The organism is bacterium (genome assembly GCA_035295165.1).
GTDB lineage: Bacteria > Sysuimicrobiota > Sysuimicrobiia > Sysuimicrobiales > Segetimicrobiaceae > JAJPIA01.
Genome location: DATGJN010000121.1, coordinates 1 through 18,084, shown reverse-complemented (window position 1 = coordinate 18,084; position 18,084 = coordinate 1). Strand labels below are relative to the sequence as shown.

Below are 18,084 nucleotides of genomic sequence, written 5' to 3'. Positions count from 1 at the left end.
TCTACCGCTCCAACGAGGAGCGCCGCGTCGCGTTTCCGAAGTGGTTGCACTACTACAATCACCATCGCCCCCACACGGCGCTGGAAGGGCGGGTCCCAGCGGTCGCGAGTGTCAACAACGTGTGTGGGAACCACAACTAGTACGGTCACGCTCGAATATGACGACTCGGTTGAGTTTTATCGTGCGTTGGTACGGATCGAGGGGCGCACTCTCAATGCGAAGGCCGTGGTCACAGCCAATCTCGACGATGTTACGGCGACGACGCAAGTCGAAGTGACCCGTAAGGAGGAGGGACCGGACTTTCGAGTGCGGCTCACGAGGGAGGAGTGGGGCTCTTATCGCGGCATTGTTGAAAACGAACGAGATGAAAGCGGAGACGACATTCGGGTGATCAAGATTGCCGGTCTTCACCCCGCGCTAGCGCCATATCTTGGCGAGAGATTGGAGGGACAGAACTCACCAGTTTGTCGATCACTTATGGCGGAGATCGTTGCTGATGTTGCGGCCCGCTACGTGGTTAGCGAGCTCTATCGATTGCGTAGGAGCTACGAAGGCTTTGACGCGGAGCGACTCTACCGCGAGCACTACCGCCGCGTGACCAGGTTCTTGCCCCGGTTTCAGAAAATCTTAGTGGGAGAGCCTGAGGTGGCGAGGATCTCGCAGGAGTTGCCTCCCGTTGCTATTTTGGAGGGACCCGTAGGCGGTGTCGATGTTATTTCATGAGCCTGATCTCGCCGGTCCCATCGGGCGTTGAGACCAGAGTCGAAGGAGACGATGCTGGAGTTGCCTCAGGCGACGATAGTTGAGGAAGCGTACCGAACAGATCGGGGCGTGATGTATCATGGCTCCATTGAGAGCTTTCTTTCGTCTGCCGTGGGCGCACGCTATCGACACAAAGTTCAGCTCATTTTCACTTCGCCCCCTTTCCCGCTCAACCGGAAGAAGAACTACGGCAACCCTCAAGGCGAGCCTTATGTTGATTGGTTGTCGAGTTTCGCTCCCGCCTTTCGCGACTTGCTGACGGAGGACGGTTCGATCATCATTGAGTTGGGCAATGTGTGGGAACGCGGGCAACCCGTGATGTCAACACTCCCAATGCGGGCTCTGCTCTCGTTCCTCGGGAAGGCCGAACTTTTCTTATGCCAGCAGTTTATCTGCTATGATCCGGCAAGGCTGCCAACCCCTGCCCAGTGGGTTAACGTCGAGCGGATACGCTTGAAGGATGCTTTCACACTGCTGTGATGGATGGCGCCGACCTCACGACCCAGAGCTAATAACAGGAAGGTGCTCAAGGAATATAGCCCAGCTATGTTGCGGCTGCTTGCGCTGGGAAAGTACAATGCCGGCAAGCGGCCTTCCGAGCACGCCATAGGCAGGACCTCCTTCCTGACGAATAATACGGGGGCAATCCCTTCCAACGTTCTAACAATCGCCAACACAACAGCGAAGGACGAATACCTGCGGTATTGTCGAACCCACGGCCTGCAGCCTCAGCCTGCTCGGATGCCCTTGAGTCTCGCTGACTTCTTTATTCGATTCCTGACGTCGCCGCGCAATCTTGTGCTTGATCCGTTTGCCGGAAGTAAGTCCTCGCGGACGGTACACGTCCCTGGATTGTTGACCTTACGGATCGGGCGTTCAGTTACGCTATTCTCCGGTCGAGCCGGGTCTGACTGTCGTCGCCGACGGTACAGATCCCTGGATCATCGAACGGAAGTGCGGAATGTAGGTCCAAATACCTTTGAAGGAGCATCACCAGTCCTCTTCAGTCTTAGCGCATCTCTCAAGGGAGAGCTTCCGAACATTCGAGCATACTCTCGACTGAATTGTGATGCACTATTGTACCCTACCTTAAACGCTGCTCCCTCCGCTGTTTCACCTTCATGGATCAGCAGACGCCTTGCCTCCAGCAGCCGGAGGCGTTTCTGATACTGAATTGGGCTCATTGCCGTTACTTTTTTGAAGTGTTCAAAGAAAGCAGAACGGCTCATCTTCGCAGCTTTCGCTAAAGAGGTCACATCTACATCTTCACTGAGTTCGGATCTTAAGTTGTAAATCGCCTGAGAGATTTTGTGCATTTTGCTTCCGGAGCGAACGAACTGCCGGATCGCCGGTCCGTCTGCCCCCTTCAAGAGATGATAAAGGATTTCTTTGGTCACTAAAGGCCCTAGCACGGATGCGTCTTCGGGAACGTGAAAAAGCTTCCCCAAGCGAATCGCAGCCTCGAGCATTTGATCACTCGTTTTTCCGATGAACACCGCGCGCAGAGGATTCTTCGTTTCCTTCGGGCCCGTTTCTAGCTGAGCAGCCACCTCACTTAGCGCCAGCGAATTGAAATCGATTTTGAGGCATAAAAACGGCTCCTCTAGTGTTGCCGAAGAGACGCGACTGGTGACCGGCAAATCAATCGCAGTAGCAATGTAATGAGTCCGATCCCATCGATAGACTTCGCGGCCCAGAATGATTTCCTTAGATCCCTGAGCGACGATACATAACGATGCGCGCCAAACTTCTTTCGTGCGATGACCGGGGCGAGATAATTTCATGCAATACGTGCCACGAAGGGGCGATTCATGTGCCCCGTCTCCAGGGGAAAAGCGATTGATTATTTTTGCAAGATCAGAGCGAAGGTCATTCAAAACATGACACCTCTAAAATTAAGGTCATCGTCATTATAGAGTTGTGTGGACTATTGGGCAATATGGGTTCTTCCTGGACTATTAGGCAATAAATTTGGACTTTTGTGGATTTACCTCATGAAACCGCAACGGCATATTGAATGCAGAATGACACTTTAAACAGGGAGTTTGGAGTATGCGCTTTTTCGTGACTGGCGCCACCGGAGCCGGGGGGTAACGACACGAGGAGCGCAGCCGGCCATGGCTGATTATCCTGTCCCGCGACCGACGCGGTCAAGGGCGCAACGGGCCGGGCCGTACGCTCGCGGCGGACGGAGCTGGAGATAGCTGTTTGAAGGGCCGGCTGCGCGCGAGAGGCCTCGTGCCTGGAGGTATGTTCGCTACTGGCCCTCGCGCTGGGAACTGGCGTTCAACAGGGCGAATCGCTGAAGTCGGCGTCTGACAAGGCTTTCCGCTACGCGCTACGCACGGATGGGGTAGGAACCGCTCGTCATGCAGGCGAATGAAGGCGTGCTGGTCACGCCTCGTCTATAGTTGCGGTTGGTAAGCTGAAAGCGGAATTACGGAGCCGCCAGCCAATCCGCGAGGGTCCAATCAGAACCGAAGGAGGTCGGCCCATGAACAGGCAGAAGATCGCGCTCGCGCTAGTGGTGATCACCGCGGTCATCGCATCGGCCTACAGCTCGAGCGCCGCTCCCGCCGCGAGCCCGCAGCTCGTCGTGGGAACGACTCCGACGTCGCCGGTGCCGCTCGTGCCGAACAGGAACATCACCGGGAAGATCTACGCGCTGTGGCCGAATACGACGACGCCGGCCTGGCCTCTCTATACCATCCCAACCGAGGTCGCCGCGTTCAAGCAGTACCTCCCGAATGTGACTCTGGTGCAGTTGGTCGGCAACAACGACCAGGCGCTTCAGCAAACACAGGTCGAGGCCGCCATCACGGCAAAGGCGATGGCCGTCGTCTACAGTCCCGTCGTGCCCACGGCCGCCGGCGGCGCGCTCAAGCAATTCGCCGATGCGAAGATCCCGGTCATTGCACTGCGCCAGGACCCGATCGGCGGGCCAGTCAACAGCTACGTATGGGTCGACTTCGAGGGCGTCGGGAAGTTCTGGGGTGACTACCTCACGGCCCACCTGACGACCGACGTTGGGCACAAACCGGTCCGGCTCGCGGAGATCCTCGGGGACCCGACCTTCGAGGTGTACAACCGCTGGACCAATGGCGTCAGCCCGGCACTAAATGCATTGGTCAGTAGTGGCCAGGTGCAGATCGTGTGCAAGACGGACACGAAGGGGTTCGTCCCGGCCTCCGCACAGGCCGAGATGGACCAGTGTCTTACGACGAACGGCGGCAACGTCGACGCCGTCCTCGTGATGCAGGACAGCACGGGAAATGGCGTCGCCGCCTCCCTGGCGAGTCAAAACCTGCTCGGCAAGGTGAAGTTCTACGGCGGGCACGACGGTGACGTCGTTGCGCTCCAGCGGATCCTGCTCGGGTACCAATACGGCACGTTCCACCCGGACGGCAGGCAGACCGCGCTCGCGACCGTCGCGCTCGTCATCGCGGCGATCCAGGGGAAGACGCCGCAGAGCACGGGCTACATCAACGCGAAGTTCCTCAATGGGTTCTACCCGGACGGCGTGCCCACTTACCTTGCGCCGGAGACGCTCGTCACCGCAGCGAACATGCAACAGACAATCGTGGACGACGGGTTCCTGCCAAAGGACAAGATCTGCACGGCCGCGGTCGCGAACACGGCCTTCTGCAAGGGAAACTAGTTCCCCAACGCGTTGAGAAGGGATCGGCCGTTGTCGAATCCGCACGGGAGCCGCAGTGATCGCTGATCGGCAGGGCACCGGCCCCCTTCTCGAACTCCGCGGCATCGCGAAGTCCTACGGTGCCGTCGTTGCCCTACGCAATGCCAACCTCACCCTGCATCGTGGCGAAGTCGTCGCGCTGGTGGGTGACAACGGCGCCGGCAAGTCGACGCTCATCAAGATCCTGTCCGGGAGCGTTCCGCTCGATAGCGGAGTGATCCGCTTCGAGGGTGAACCGGTCGAGATCCGGCGGCCGAGCGACGCGGTCAACCTCGGGATCCAGACCGTGTATCAGGACCTCGCGCTTTGCGACAACCTCGACATTATCGACAACATCTTCCTCGGACGTGAGCTGCGGAGCGGGCTTCTGCAGGGCTGGCGGCTGAAGCGGCCGGAGATGGAGCGGGTGGGGCGAGAGATCCTCGACTCGATGGCCATCCGGATCACCCACATCGACGTGCCCCTCGGCGCCCTCTCCGGCGGACAACGTCAGTGTGCCGCGGTCTGCAGGGCCGTGCTCGGCGACCCGAAGGTGGTCGTGCTCGACGAGCCGACGGCCGCGCTCGGCGTGAGTCAAACGCAGGATGTGTTGACGCTCATCGGACGTCTGAAGGCGCAGGGGCGCGGTGTCATCGTCATCTCACACGATATCCCCGACCTGCTTCGAGTGGCCGACCGCATCGTTGTCCTTCGACTGGGCGAAACCATCGCCGACCGGGCCGCAGCGGAGTGGACCGAGCATGCGCTCGTGTCGGCGATCACCGGTGCCGCGCGCCTCGAGCAGCTCGCCGAACCGCCGCCGGTGCGACAGGAGAGATCGCTGTGACGCTGAATTCAGTGCTGCGGTACGAACCGTCAGCGGAGTGGGGGAGCGTGCCTGCCGGCGTGAGCTTCAGCGGCGACGCAAATTCCGTCGCGGTCGACTCAGCGGACCGGGTGTACGTGTTCAATCGCGGCCCTAGGCCGATGCTCGTCTTTCGCACCGACGGGACCCCCCTGGGTGGATGGGGCGATGGCGAGTTCCAGAATCCCCACGCCATCACGATCGATGCTGATGACAACGTCTATCTTGTCGATAGCCGCCTCGGCCACGTCGTGCAGAAGCGGACGAAGAGCGGCGAGTTGCTGATGCAGATCGGCACCTTCGGTCAGCCAGCCGAACGACACAGCGGGCGGTATTTCAACGGGCCGACCGACGTGGCCGTCCATCCGGTGACGCGCGAGCTGTTCGTCACGGACGGATACGGCAATGCACGCGTGCACCGGTTCAGCCCGGAAGGCGAGCACATCCTGTCGTGGGGCGAGTCGGGCGGGTACCCTGGCCAGTTCTCCGTGCCCCACGGGATCAGCTTCTTGGACGCTGACCATGTCATCGTCTGCGACCGTGAGAATTTCCGGCTCCAGATCTTCACCCTGGAAGGAAAGTTCGTTGAGCAGTGGCACGCGTTCAGACCGCTGGCCATCACCCGCTCGTCCCAAGATGGACTGTTCTTCGTGGCGGAGCTTGGTCCAGCTCCGTCCCAGCACGGCCTGCCGAATCTCGGGAATCGGGTGGTCGTGGTCAACGATCACGGCGAGACCGTCGCCCGGATCGGGTCGACGCTTCCCGGCGACGCGCCCGACCAGTTCCTCGCACCGCACGGACTCGCGCTCGATTCGAAGGGCGATCTCTATGTCGCCGAGGCACGCCGAACGTGGTCCACCGGCCAGCTCGGTTTCCCCGTTCCCGCGAGCGAGGAAATCAGCCTCCGAAAGTGGCGGCGGGTGGATGCATGAAGCGCCAATTGCCGAGAGCCGCGGACGACGGCAACTGGGCTGTGACCGTCCTCGAGCTCAAGCAGTTCGAAGCCCCGCTGAGTGCATTCGTTGTGGACGCCGACCCGGGCGTGAGGATCCGCGTCGCGGTTAATGCGCTCCTGCTCCAGCGGCGCCGGCAGACGATCATCGTCGACGCGGGAACCGGCGTGATGGCCCATCTCATCGACGGCTTGCAGATGGATCTGGACGCGGCGCTGCGCGCGCATCGCGTCAAGCCGAATGACATCGATCTGGTGATACTGACCCATCTCCACGGGGATCACGTCGGCGGAGCGCTCCACGGTTCATGGCCGGACGATCTCAGCCCGGCGTTCCCCAACGCTCGCGTCGTCGCTTCTGCCGTCGAGGTTGAGTGGTCCCGGGGCGGAGGGTCTGGCCGTATCAACGAAGGCGGCCCCGTCGCGGTCGCGGCACTCGCGCCCGTGCTTGTCGCCGTCGCTGGCGACGTCGAGGTCGCTCCGGGCGTTCGCCTGCGGCCCGCGCCCGGGCATACGCCGGGGCACTCGGTCGTGGAGGTTGACGGCCGCGAGCCGCTCGTCTTCGCGGCCGACCTCATTCACGCGATCGAGCTCGTCGAGCGGCCCCAAGCCGTCGTTCCGGACATCGACCAAGCTCTCGGGCTCGAAACGCGGCGCCGGCTGCTAAACGAGTTCGCCGACCGCGGCGTCGACGTGTTGGCGACCCATATCCCGGGCCAGGTTCCAGCGCGCGTCGAGCGATCAGGAAGCGGATTCAGATGGGTGCCTCGCCGCCGTGACTAAGCGGGTCGTCGCAGTGGTCGGCGCCGGACCCGGGGGGCTCTCCGCTGCCGCGGTGCTCAAGCGGCGCGGCTACCAGCCCGTGGTATTCGAACGGGGCAGGGTCGGCGAGTTCTGGCGAGGTCAGTACGACCGGCTGCATCTGCACACGATCCGCTGGCTGTCGAATCTGCCCGGGCTCCGATTCCCGCGTAGCGAGGGGAAGTGGGTCTCGCGCGACGGCGTAGTCGCGCACTTGGAGCGATACGTCGCCCATCACCGATTGGACGTCCGGACGGGTGTCGAGGTGCGGCGGGTGGATCGTACCCCGGACGGCTGGCGCCTCGAGACGTCGGCGGGGTCGTTCGACGCGTGGGCTGTGGTGGTCGCGACCGGCTACAACCGAGTGCCGGTCGAGCCGACCTGGCCTGGACTTGACCAGTTTCCAGGGAACATCACGCTCGGTGCGCACTACAAGAACGGCGCCCCATATCGGGGCCGCGATGTGCTGGTGGTGGGCATCGGTAATACCGGAGCCGAGATCGCCGTCGATCTGGTCGAAGCTGGTGCCGGTAAGGTCTGGCTCTCGTATCGCACACCGCCGAACCTGACGACACGCGACGGTCCCATCCCCCCGCCGCTACTGGGCATCCTGCTGCGGTCCTTCGGGGCGTCCGTGGAATTCGGCGATCGGCTGATGGCGTACTTACAACGCAAGGGCGGCTTGCACGACCTGTCCGAGTACGGGTTGCCGCCCTCCCCCCGCGGCGTGGTCACGCAGATGGTCCGCGATGACGTCATCCCAGTCATCGATGTCGGGATGATTCCGCTCGTCAGGCAGCGGAGGATCACGCCGGTTCCAGCGGTCGAGCGTCTCGAGGGCAAGGAGGTCGTCCTTGCGGACGGCAGCCGTCTGACGCCTGACGCGGTGATCGCCTGCGTTGGCTACCGCCGCGGCCTCGAGCCGCTCGTTGGCCATCTCGACATCCTCAACGAACGCGGGCGGCCGGTCGTGTATGGCGGCGAGGCGGCACCGAACGCGCCACGCCTGTATTTCGTCGGCTACAAGAACAACATCAGCGGAATGTTCCGCGAGTTCGGCTACGAGGCTCGAGACATCGCCCGCGCGCTCAAGCATGCCTAACGCGACCGATGGGCAGCGACGACGAAGCCGCGCCTGAAGGGACGAAGACTATGGGTGACCTGCCGATCGCTCCTGAGCTGCGGATCCTCCTCGACAAGCAGGAGATCCACGACGCATTGATGCGCTATTGTCGCGGGGTCGACCGCTGCGACGAAGAGCTCATGCGCTCGATCTTCCACCAGGACGCACGCGCCTTCAAGGCACCGGCCTGGGAGTTCGTCGCGCATTTCATTCCAGCCAATAAGGAAGCGACCACGTTCACCACGCATTTCATGGGCAACCTGTCGATCGATGTCGTCGGGGACAAAGCGTTCTCGGAGGCGTACTTTATGACATACGCGGGCCGGCGCCAGGATGGCCAGGAGGTCATCGACGTCTTCGCCGGCCGGTACGTGGATCGTTGGGAGCGCCGGAACGGTCGCTGGGGCGTGGTCCTCCGCGAGACGGTGCACGAGTGGAGTCGTGGCGACGTCGCTGGCCGCACCCCGTTCCCGATCCCGCCGAGTGAGGAAGGGACATTCGTCCAGCCGATCCGCGGCCGCGGCGACATCTCGTTCACCCGATGACGGCCTTGGCAAAGGAGGTCGTTGAGTAATTGTTCATCGGCGGACGCTGGACCGAGGCCGCGGGCCATCTCGACCTCACGAACCCTGCGTCGGGGGGCGTCATCGGGTCGGTGCCCGATGCGGGCGGGGCTGACGTCTCTGCTGCGATCGATTCCGCGGCCGAGGCACTGGCGGGATGGCGCGGACGGACGGCTCTCGAGCGGGCGCGCGTCCTGCGCGCGCTCGCGAACTCATCGTCGACCGCCGCGAGGAGATCGCGGCCATCATGACCGCCGAGCAGGGCAAGCCACTCGCGGAGGCGCGCGGCGAGGTCGCCTACGCGGCGAACACATGGAGGAGTATCTCAACGTCAGGGCCGTACGGATCAAGACGAGCTAGTCGCTACGAAGCGTGATCCGCGACCCCACAAAGCGGAGGAGACATTATGACAGTCAGTACCTCACCCTTGGCCCATCCCGATCGGTTTTTCATCGATGGCGAATGGGCCGCGCCCTCCAGCGCGTCCAAGATCGATGTCATCAATTCCGGGACGGAGGAATTGTTCGTCAGCGTCGCGGAAGCCCAAGCAGCGGACATCAATCGAGTGGTGGCCGCCGCGCATAAAGCATTCGATAAAGGTCCGTGGCCGCGTATGAGCCATAAGGAGCGCGCTGGCTATTTGAATGCTATCGCAACCGAACTCGACGCTCGTACCGATGAACTCGCCCGGATTTGGGTCACGGAGTCCGGCGTGACGCACAACATCGCCAAGGCTGCCACGCGCGGCCTCGGAGACAAATTTCGGTTCTATGCTGGTCTTGCCGACACTTATACCTTTCAGGAAGAGCACAAGACCAGCGCCGGCAGCGGAATCGGTCTGCTGGTGCGCGAGCCGGTGGGGGTGGTGGCTGCCATTGTCCCCTGGAATCACCCCGGCGCGCTGATTTCCAACAAGACCGCACCAGCTCTGCTGGCGGGCTGCACGATTGTCGTGAAGGCTTCGCCAGAGGCGCCAGGCGCAGCTTACCTCTTCGCGGAAATTTGTAAGAAAGTCGGCCTGCCGTCGGGAGTCTTCAACATGCTGACGGCGGACCGTGAGGTTTCCGAATTGTTGGTACGGCATCCGGATATCGACAAGGTGACGTTTACCGGCTCGACAGCAGCGGGCCGAAAGATCGCTTCGATCTGCGGCGAGCGCATTGCCCGCTACACGCTCGAACTCGGAGGAAAATCAGCCGCCCTGATCCTAGACGATTACGATGTCGGTATGGCCGCGAAAACGATTAGCGAGGGAGCCATCTTCCTGACTGGGCAAGTGTGTTCCTCGCTGACTCGTATCGTCGTGAATCGCAAGCGCCATGATGCGCTCGTTGACGCGCTGAGTGCGTGTTTTGAAAGCGTCAAGGTGGGCGATCCTTTCGATTTGGCTTGCCAGATGGGGCCATTGGCGATGCGTCGTCAGCGCGACCGGGTCGAAGGCTATATCACCAAGGGCAAGGGAGAGGGCGCGAAGCTCGCGACCGGCGGAGGACGGCCGGCGCATCTCCATCGCGGATTTTTCATCGAGCCGACCGTATTCGGAGATGTCGATAACAATTCGACCATCGCGCGGGAGGAGATTTTCGGCCCTGTTTTGTCCGTGATCCCGGCAGAAAACGAGGAGAACGCAATCGACATCGCCAACGACACGATCTATGGGCTGAACGCGGCCGTGTTTACCAACGATGTTGAACGTTACTATACGGTGGGACGCCGGTTGCGGTCGGGTTCGGTCGGACACAACGGCTCGCGGACAGACGCCAGAATCGCCATGGGTGGGTTCAAGCAATCCGGCCTCGGCCGCGAAGGCGGACTGGAGGGTCTGTTGCCGTTCCTGGAGACGAAGACGATGGTCATGGATTCCTTGCCGACATCGCAAAGGGAATTCACGAAACCCATCGAATAGCGCGTCTCCCAAAAGCAAACACTGGAGCAGCCCAGGGCCGGTGCTAGCTGCGGCCCGAGAGGTAGTTCCAAGGATGGGGGAGGGAACCCTGAGGGCGCAGGGGCGCGGTGTCATCGTCATCTCACACGATATCCCCGATCTGCTTCGAGTGGCCGACCGCATCGTGGTCCTTCGACTGGGCGAAACCATCGCCGACCAGGCCGCAGCGGAGTGGACCGAGCATTCGCTCGTGTCGGCGATCACCGGCGCCGCGCGCCTCGAGCAGCTCGCCGATCGGTTAACCGCGAGCGAAGGGCATCTGCGATGAGCGCTCCGCGGACTGAGCAACGCGAGACGTTCCCCGCCGTGGCCCCGGCGAACCGTCCAGCGCCGCGCCGCATCGACCTGCGTCAGCAGGTGGTCGCCGGGCTGACCGGTCCGTGGCGAACCCTGCCGCTCATCCTCTCGCTTGGGGTGGTCTGGGTCTTCTTCGCGATCGAGAGCCCGCTGTTCCTGAGCAGTCGGAATCTCACGAACCTATCGAATCAGATCGCGGTCTCGTCGTTGCTCGCTCTCGCGCTCGTCTTCGTTGTCGTCGTTCGACAGATCGATATCTCGCTCGCCTCGCTCGCGGCAGTCTGCGGGGGAATCGCCGCGTATCTGAGCGCAGAACAGGGCTGGGATCCCGTAGTCGCTGTGGCGCTGGCCCTGATCGTCGGTGTGTGCGTTCCCGCGTTCCAGTCCTGGATTGTGATGAAGTCGAAGGCGCCGTCGTTCATCGTCACGCTCGGCGGGATGTTCATCCTGAACGCGGTACTGATGTGGATGCTGCCGGTGACGCAGGTTATTGTCCTGTCGGGAACTCCGCTGCAGGCCGTCGCCGGGACGTATCTCCCGGACTGGCTCAGCTACCTGCTGGCCGGAATGGGTGTGGCGCTCTTCGGGCTGTTACGCCGGAACTACCACGCCGCACGGCTCCGTGAGGGGTCGTCATCCCACCTGCTGCGAAGCACGGTGCTGCCGACCGCCGGGCTGGCGATCGCCGTATTCGGGATCCTCCTTTCGGTCTTCAACCCGTACCGCGGAGTGCCGCTTCCGGCCGTGATCGTCGTGACCATCGCCGCCGTGCTGTCGTATGTCGGAACGCAGACCCCGCTCGGGAAGCACATCTATGGGATCGGCGGGAACCCGGAGGCCGCGCGCCGCGCCGGCATCAAGGTCGAGGGAGTGACCGCGATCACGTTCGCCATCGCCGGATTCGTCGCCGCCTGGGCCGGTGTCATCAATGCCTCGCGATCCCTGGGCGTGTCCGCGCAATCGACCGATCTCACCCTGTTGCTTGTGGCGCTGTCGGCCGTGGTAATCGGCGGCGTCAGCCTGTTCGGTGGCAGAGGCGGCATCTGGTCGGTCATCCTCGGCGGCATCCTCATGGGCAGCATCCAGAACGGCCTGCAGCTGATGGCTGTCTCGCAACAGGTTCAGTGGACGGTGCAGGGCGTCGTCTTGGTCAGCGCCGTCGTGATCGACGCCTCGATCTCAAGGCACGCGGCGAATCCAACGTGACCGGCGGACCAAACGAGTCATCGATGGTCACGAGACTGACCGGAGGGGACGAATGACACGGGACCCAAAGGAAGCTGGCATTGCGATCCGGCACGCCATGTTCGGGACGGAGTACAAGAAGTCGGAGGCCGAGGGCGCGTTTGGCTACCTGGACGAGTTCATCGTGGAGCGCTTCTTCGGTGAGCTCTGGAACCGCCAGGAGCTGGATCTGCGGACACGGAGTCTCTGCACGATCGCCGCACTCGTAGCGGCGCACATGCCGGACGAGGCCCTACGCGCTCATGTCGTGGGAGCTCTTGCGAACGGCGCGACGGAGAATGAGATTCGCGAGGTGATCGTCCACACGGGGCTCTATGTGGGCGTCGGCGTCGTGCTGACCGCGCGTCCAGTGGCTGAAGGAGTGTTCAATGCCCGCCGGAACAAATGACAGTGCGGACCTGCTGACGGAGCGCGACCGTCAAGACCTGATCGATCTTGTCGTCGAATTCGCGTGGCGCGTCGACCATCGGAGTGCGGACACTATCCACGAGCTGGTCACTGACGATGTATTCATCCAGATGGCCTATGGGCCCATGGTCGGCAAGGATGCTGTCAAGGCATGGGGCAAGCATCGCGCCGCGGTCGACCGCACCACGAGGCACATCATGACCAACTTCCGCTTCCGCGTCGTGGGCAAGGACAAGGTCGAGGGAAGCTCGATGTCGGTGATCTTCCGGAGCGAAGGCTCGGAGATCGCACCGCCCTTGCCGTGGGCGGTCACCGAGTGCAGCGACGTCTTCGTGCGTCAAGAGGGAACGTGGAAGTTCGCATCACACATCACCAAGGACGTCTATCGATCGGAGACCTGACCGACGCCGCTGAGGTAGCTCAGCTGTAGTGGGTCACACACCCATCTGATCCAGAGTCTCCGACCCGCAATTTCGAGGCGTATGACGTCGTTCGGGGGGACATGATCTGCCGGTTGCTGTGCGCGGCTGCGGCCAGCGCGGATCAAATTCGTATAGCAGTCTTCGAAGCCGGTACACTTCTCCCCCCAACGGTCGCTCACGCTGATGGAGCCGTGCGCCGCCGGTCTCTTCATCGCCAAGGAGCCAGTTCTTGACCTCACTGGAGATGCCCGTTCTCTGATTCGTGGCAGGAGTAGATACTGATGGTTGCGCGACAGTATCATTTTCGTCGGCTCCTTAGTCTCCGTGTGGCCCTCGGTATTGTGCGTCGTGCGCGCGACGCATCGCGACCATCGCTTCTCGCAACGTGATCAACACGGTGGTCCGTGTCGTCTTCACGTGCCCCGGGGAATTCGCCGCGAGCAGGATCGCCATCACGGTCGCCTCGTCGGGAGCCTCCATCATGGTCACTCCATCATACTCGCCGAAGCAGTAATGGAGGGACAACAACTTCGCGCCCATCTGTTCTGCGAGGGCGCGAAACGCGTCCGCTCGATCTTCCGGATTCTTAGCCAGCGCAGCCCAGGCCTGGGGCGTGTACGTGAACTGCACCATGTACGTACCCAGTCTCGGTCACCTCCTCGGTTGCACGGTTTGCAACGCACCCGAGCGTACAGCCGGAAGTTGACGTCGGGGTTGTGCTGACGCGACCGTTGCGCCGTGCTGTCCCGCTAGCGCGAGCCCCCGACCTCCTCGACCACGGCGCAAAACACCTCAACCACCCTGGGATCGAACTGGGTGCCGGAACAGCGTCGGATCTCCTCGACGGCATCGGCGTGGGTGCGCGCCGGTTTGTACGCGCGGGCCTCGGTGATCGCCCCGTAGGCGTCGACGACAGCCAAAATGCGCGCACCCAGGGGGATCGCCTCGCCGTTGAGCCCGTCGGGGTAGCCGCTGCCGTCCCACCGTTCCTGGTGATGGCGGACGAGCTTCGCTACCCCGCGCATTCGTTCCGCCGACGCCAGGATCTCTTCTCCGAGCACGGGGTGCTGGCGCATGACGGCCCACTCCTGCGCCGTCAGAATGGTCGGCTTCCGCAATACGATGTCGGACACACCGATCTTTCCGATATCGTGCAACCGGGCGCCCCAACGGATGTCCTCGACCTCCCGGTCCGAACATGCGAGTTCGCGCGCCATGCGCTCGGCCAGCGCGACCATCCGCTCGCTGTGCGCCGCCGTATATGAGTCGCGCGATTCCATGGCGTGAGCCAACGCAACGATCATATCCACGTAGGCGGCCTGGAGACTTTGATACAGGCGCGCGCGCCGGATCGCAATGCCCGCGACCTCGGTGACGCCTTCGATCAGGCGCAATTCTGTCTCGGTGAATGCCAATGTATCCGACGCCTTCACGCGTGCTAGACAGAGTGTTCCAATGATGTCTTCCTCGGAGCGCACCGGGACAATGGCCAGCGCCCCGAGGGCGCGGTATGACACGTCATCTATCCACTCGGGAACTTCGCCGCGACCGGGATCGACGCTCACGAAGGGAGCTCCCGCGCTTGCCACGCGCCCCGATCGGGTCCCCGCGCTCGGAAACGTCGATCCACTCTTCTCCGTGGGGATCCCAACCGTGTAGACTTTGGTGAACTCTTGACGTTCGGGATTGAGGAGCGCGAGGCACCCGTAGTCGGCGGCGAGCCGCGACCGTGCCTGTTCCACGATGATAGGGTACATCTCTTCGACCGTACGCGCGGCGCGCAACTGCCGGGACACATCATAGAATGTCTGGAGTTCCGCCGTCCGATGCGCCTGTTCGGTTCTCGCAAGTTTACGCTCCGTGATGTCCACCAGCACACCTTCGAGGTAGGCCGCCTCGCTTGCGGATGGACGCACGATCCGCGCGGTGGCCCGCACCCAGATCGTGGACCCATCGTACCGACGTACTTGGCTCTCAAAGTCCGTCACGATCCCGTCTCGCTCCAGTGCCGCGATCCACCGCTCTCGCGCCCCTGGGTCGATGTACAGGTCGACGGCCCGCGTCGCCACCAGACTCTCTCGGTCAGGATAGCCGAGCATCTGCACCAGCGCCGGGTTCGCGTCCAGGAACTGCCCGTCGGCCGTGGTGCGATAGACGCCCACTGGGACGTTGGCGAACACGTCCAGGTCGCGTAGCTTGGGCTTGCACAGGGCGAGTCCTTGGACGATGATCACGGCGGCATCACGGTCGCGCGCCTTCACGTGCCGCGAGGTGACTTGGATGTCAATCATCTTTCCGTTCTTGAGGCGGTGTCGCCATTCCGAATCCGCGTGTGGTGCTGCGAGTTCCGTGAGCACCCTAGGCACGTCTTCCGCCACGCAGAGATCGGTGATCCGCATGGCCAAGAACTCGTCGCGGCTGTACCCATAGAGGACAACTGCCGCGCCATTCACGTCGAGCACTTGCAGTGTGTGCACATCGTAGATCCACGCGGGGAGGGGATGCCGCTCAAACCACGGGTGAAGCCGGTCGGGGACTGGCATTCGCAGTAAGCACCTCCACGTACCTGGCAGCGTTCCAACAGTGGGTAGAGAGTAGCGCCGAACTGCGGCGGCCGTCTGTGTCGTAGATCAACCCTTGCGCTGGCGCAATTTGCTCACACCGTGCCGCGGCACCTATGGGATAATAGGGTGAAGCAAGCGCGAAGGACGGTACTGCCGGGCGCGAACGAATCCGCCACTCGTGCGACCGCGATTGCCCGATCGGGGGTGACCGCTTTGAGAAACGCCGAGCACCGGTTCGGGAGACTCCGGCACGGAGATCATATCGTCCTCGTCTACGACGGCGCGGCGGAAATGATGGCATTCGTCGTGCCGTTCATCCGGGATGGGCTCGCCAGCGGTGCTCGCTGTCTCTACGTGCAGGGGGACCTGGATCCGGCGGAGATCACCGATGCCCTCGCGGTACGAGGCGTTGACGTGGACAGGGAGCTCGAGCGGGGCGCCCTGGGGCTGGTGAGTGTGCAGGAGGTCTACGGACCGCCGCCGTTTGACGCCCTGAGGGCGCTCGACCACCTCCGCCGGAAAGTGCGCGAGGCTAACGCGGACGGCTTCACTGGTGTGTGGCTTGCCGTAGAGATGACGTGGACTGCCACGATGGACGTCCGCGGCGACGCCGTAGAGGAGTGGGAGTCGCTGCTTGAGCAGACGCGTGGGCCCGATCCGCTGACCGTGGCGTGCCTGTACCAGCGTGCGCAGTTCGCTCCGGCCCTGCTCCGGTACGTGATCCGCAGCCACGCGAAAGTGATCGCGGGCGACGATGTGTACCTCAGCCTGAGCGCCCTGTTTCAGGACCTTGCAGCGACGGATCTGCAGGCGTTGGTACGGTCGGCAGCGGAGCGCCGCGTGCCGGCGGGCGGTGTCTACTACCACCAGGGGGATCCGGCCACCGACGTGTACGTGCTCACGAGTGGCAGCGTCAAGCTCGTGCGAACGGACCCCGAAGGGCGAGGCGTGGTGCTCCGGATTGTCACGCCGACCGAACCGTTCGGGCACGTGAACGCTTTGGGAGGGACTCCGCGCGTTGCCTCCGCCGAAGCACTGGAAGACTCCCGCGCGCTCGCGTGGAGTGTCCCGACGGTCTTTCAGGTCATGATGGCGCATCCGTGGGTATCGTTGAGTACGATCCGCGTGATGGCGGAAAACGTTCAGGAAGCTGTGGATCGCGCTCAGGATCTTGCGACGTCGAGCGTCGACCGGCGCCTGGCGCGGCTGCTGCTCCGGTTGGCGGAATCCCTGGGCCGTAAGACGCCACGTGGGGTCGTCATCCGGGTGGGCCTATCGGGGCAGGATCTCGCGGAGATGATCGGCGCAACATCCTACACGGTAAGCCGCGTGCTAGCCGAGTGGAGACGCCTCGACATCGCCGATGTGCAGCGCGAGCGGATCCTCATCTTGGACCGGCAGCGCCTCGCCATGATTGCAGGCGAACACACAAACGGGGAAGTGTCTCGGACCCGCGGACGCAAATCAGGGGCGAACGAGTAGGGCGCGATCATCCCTCACCGGAGTGGAGGGACGGAGACACGGCTTTCTTCGTCGAGTCCCCCTCGTAGGCGCGAGGTTTTTCGATTCCATCCCCGCCCAACCGGATCGGACCTCGACGGGCGGATCGTTGTCGCCGCCTCCGACTCATCTCGGAAATACCGCCCGGGTCGGTGGGCGCAGATCGCGACCTCGCTCCGCATGGGAGAACGGACGGTAAAGGCACGCCTGACGTCCGCCATGAACAAACTGGGAGTCGACACTCGCGCCCACGCTGCTGTCGTCGCGATCCGACGCGGACTTCTCTGAGCCCCGTCCCCGGGAGGGACGGAGCGCGTCGCTTGTGAAGTCGGAAACCCGATCACCCGCGGGGATCTCCGACGGACATGGAATTCTTGTTGGGCTACAGTGCCGCCTGCTGGCAAATGTTCCCCCCGCTCGAGGCGTACCGCCACCTTCGAGTACCGAACGCTGCGAGGGGAGTTCGAGGCGTTTCTGACGGCCAAGCGGTTGTGGCAGTGGCAGAAGGCGGGTACGATGCTACTTAAGACTTCCGCGATCTTCTACGGGCGAAACAGCTATATTCTTCGGCCGCAAGGATTTACGCCCCTGAGTATTTTTGCCACAATATCGGAGAACCTTCCGGAGTTTGCGGAGGCCTGCGAGAACATCTGGCGAGCTGGTGGGTTGGATGAGAGACTGATTTTTAGACCACTCACATAGCCTCGACACGCCACGGAGTTGTGCCTTGCAACAGTGCCACCCATTGAGACTGCTCGCGTGGCGAGACCGACTGAAAGATGGAGGAATGCCATGGTTCGGCGCCTCGCATTATTGCACATGTCACGACCGGTGCTAGACTCCTCAAAGAGCCGGAGTAAAATTCCCCACCCCGACTGAATCTGGGTCACCAAATCCCTGCGAGGAGGAGGTGGCCCGACTGCTGCGAGGTGGGGACGTGGATGATGTTCGGACCTTTCAT

Annotated in this window: 19 protein-coding genes; 16 read left to right on the top strand and 3 right to left on the bottom strand. The window is 62.6% G+C overall.

The window, feature by feature from the left end:
- From VKZ50_22295 to VKZ50_22285, 3 genes are all read left to right on the top strand, one after another.
- The coding region (locus VKZ50_22295; protein HLJ62457.1) for an integrase core domain-containing protein at positions 1 to 140 on the top strand (140 nt) is incomplete at its 5' end.
- A 46-nt stretch (positions 141 to 186) separates the two neighbouring features.
- Positions 187 to 723: a hypothetical protein gene (locus VKZ50_22290; GenBank protein HLJ62456.1), complete on the top strand. Its 537-nt coding sequence runs from the start codon at positions 187 to 189 to the stop codon at positions 721 to 723.
- Positions 724 to 774: 51 nt separating this feature from the next.
- Positions 775 to 1,242, top strand: a complete 468-nt coding sequence (locus tag VKZ50_22285; protein ID HLJ62455.1) for a hypothetical protein — start codon at positions 775 to 777, stop codon at positions 1,240 to 1,242.
- A gap of 461 nt (positions 1,243 to 1,703) precedes the next feature.
- On the opposite strand, the gene VKZ50_22280 is transcribed toward VKZ50_22285, so the two are convergent.
- Positions 1,704 to 2,639: an AraC family transcriptional regulator gene (locus tag VKZ50_22280; GenBank protein HLJ62454.1), complete on the bottom strand. Its 936-nt coding sequence runs from the start codon at positions 2,637 to 2,639 to the stop codon at positions 1,704 to 1,706.
- A gap of 617 nt (positions 2,640 to 3,256) precedes the next feature.
- Between VKZ50_22280 and VKZ50_22275 the strand changes: the two genes are divergently transcribed.
- From VKZ50_22275 to VKZ50_22220, 12 genes are all read left to right on the top strand, one after another.
- On the top strand, positions 3,257 to 4,420 hold the full coding sequence (locus VKZ50_22275; GenBank protein HLJ62453.1) for a substrate-binding domain-containing protein: 1,164 nt from the start codon (positions 3,257 to 3,259) through the stop codon (positions 4,418 to 4,420).
- A 55-nt stretch (positions 4,421 to 4,475) separates the two neighbouring features.
- Complete coding sequence (locus VKZ50_22270) at positions 4,476 to 5,285, top strand: ATP-binding cassette domain-containing protein (GenBank protein ID HLJ62452.1); 810 nt, start codon at positions 4,476 to 4,478, stop codon at positions 5,283 to 5,285.
- A complete protein-coding gene (locus VKZ50_22265) occupies positions 5,282 to 6,235 on the top strand; it encodes a peptidyl-alpha-hydroxyglycine alpha-amidating lyase family protein (GenBank protein ID HLJ62451.1) in 954 nt (317 codons plus the stop codon). The genes VKZ50_22270 and VKZ50_22265 overlap by 4 nt, the downstream gene beginning before the upstream one ends.
- On the top strand, positions 6,232 to 7,038 hold the full coding sequence (locus tag VKZ50_22260; protein HLJ62450.1) for an MBL fold metallo-hydrolase: 807 nt from the start codon (positions 6,232 to 6,234) through the stop codon (positions 7,036 to 7,038). Before VKZ50_22265 ends, VKZ50_22260 begins: the two co-directional genes overlap by 4 nt.
- Positions 7,031 to 8,158: an NAD(P)/FAD-dependent oxidoreductase gene (locus tag VKZ50_22255; GenBank protein HLJ62449.1), complete on the top strand. Its 1,128-nt coding sequence runs from the start codon at positions 7,031 to 7,033 to the stop codon at positions 8,156 to 8,158. The genes VKZ50_22260 and VKZ50_22255 overlap by 8 nt, the downstream gene beginning before the upstream one ends.
- Positions 8,159 to 8,208: 50 nt before the next feature.
- Positions 8,209 to 8,724: a nuclear transport factor 2 family protein gene (locus VKZ50_22250; protein ID HLJ62448.1), complete on the top strand. Its 516-nt coding sequence runs from the start codon at positions 8,209 to 8,211 to the stop codon at positions 8,722 to 8,724.
- Between the two features lie 175 nt (positions 8,725 to 8,899).
- A complete protein-coding gene (locus VKZ50_22245) occupies positions 8,900 to 9,118 on the top strand; it encodes an aldehyde dehydrogenase family protein (GenBank protein HLJ62447.1) in 219 nt (72 codons plus the stop codon).
- Positions 9,119 to 9,148: 30 nt separating this feature from the next.
- On the top strand, positions 9,149 to 10,648 hold the full coding sequence (locus VKZ50_22240; protein HLJ62446.1) for an aldehyde dehydrogenase: 1,500 nt from the start codon (positions 9,149 to 9,151) through the stop codon (positions 10,646 to 10,648).
- A 73-nt stretch (positions 10,649 to 10,721) separates the two neighbouring features.
- Positions 10,722 to 10,955 carry a hypothetical protein gene (locus VKZ50_22235; GenBank protein ID HLJ62445.1) on the top strand — a complete coding sequence of 78 codons (234 nt, stop codon included), beginning with the start codon at positions 10,722 to 10,724 and terminating at the stop codon, positions 10,953 to 10,955.
- Complete coding sequence (locus VKZ50_22230) at positions 10,952 to 12,190, top strand: inner-membrane translocator (GenBank protein ID HLJ62444.1); 1,239 nt, start codon at positions 10,952 to 10,954, stop codon at positions 12,188 to 12,190. Before VKZ50_22235 ends, VKZ50_22230 begins: the two co-directional genes overlap by 4 nt.
- Positions 12,191 to 12,242: 52 nt before the next feature.
- Positions 12,243 to 12,617 (top strand): carboxymuconolactone decarboxylase family protein, encoded by a 375-nt coding sequence (locus VKZ50_22225; GenBank protein ID HLJ62443.1) that lies wholly within the window; start codon positions 12,243 to 12,245, stop codon positions 12,615 to 12,617.
- Complete coding sequence (locus VKZ50_22220) at positions 12,598 to 13,038, top strand: nuclear transport factor 2 family protein (protein ID HLJ62442.1); 441 nt, start codon at positions 12,598 to 12,600, stop codon at positions 13,036 to 13,038. Before VKZ50_22225 ends, VKZ50_22220 begins: the two co-directional genes overlap by 20 nt.
- Positions 13,039 to 13,374: 336 nt before the next feature.
- Here VKZ50_22220 and VKZ50_22215 read toward each other — a convergent pair whose 3' ends face one another.
- Both VKZ50_22215 and VKZ50_22210 read right to left on the bottom strand, forming a co-directional pair.
- Entirely contained in the window at positions 13,375 to 13,692 is a 318-nt protein-coding gene (locus VKZ50_22215) for a GYD domain-containing protein (GenBank protein ID HLJ62441.1), read from the bottom strand.
- A 116-nt stretch (positions 13,693 to 13,808) separates the two neighbouring features.
- Positions 13,809 to 15,602, bottom strand: a complete 1,794-nt coding sequence (locus VKZ50_22210; GenBank protein ID HLJ62440.1) for an HD domain-containing phosphohydrolase — start codon at positions 15,600 to 15,602, stop codon at positions 13,809 to 13,811.
- A 234-nt stretch (positions 15,603 to 15,836) separates the two neighbouring features.
- Here VKZ50_22210 and VKZ50_22205 point away from each other — a divergent pair, with 234 nt between their 5' ends.
- Positions 15,837 to 17,105: an MEDS domain-containing protein gene (locus tag VKZ50_22205; protein HLJ62439.1), complete on the top strand. Its 1,269-nt coding sequence runs from the start codon at positions 15,837 to 15,839 to the stop codon at positions 17,103 to 17,105.
- The last annotated feature ends 979 nt before the right edge of the window (positions 17,106 to 18,084 follow it).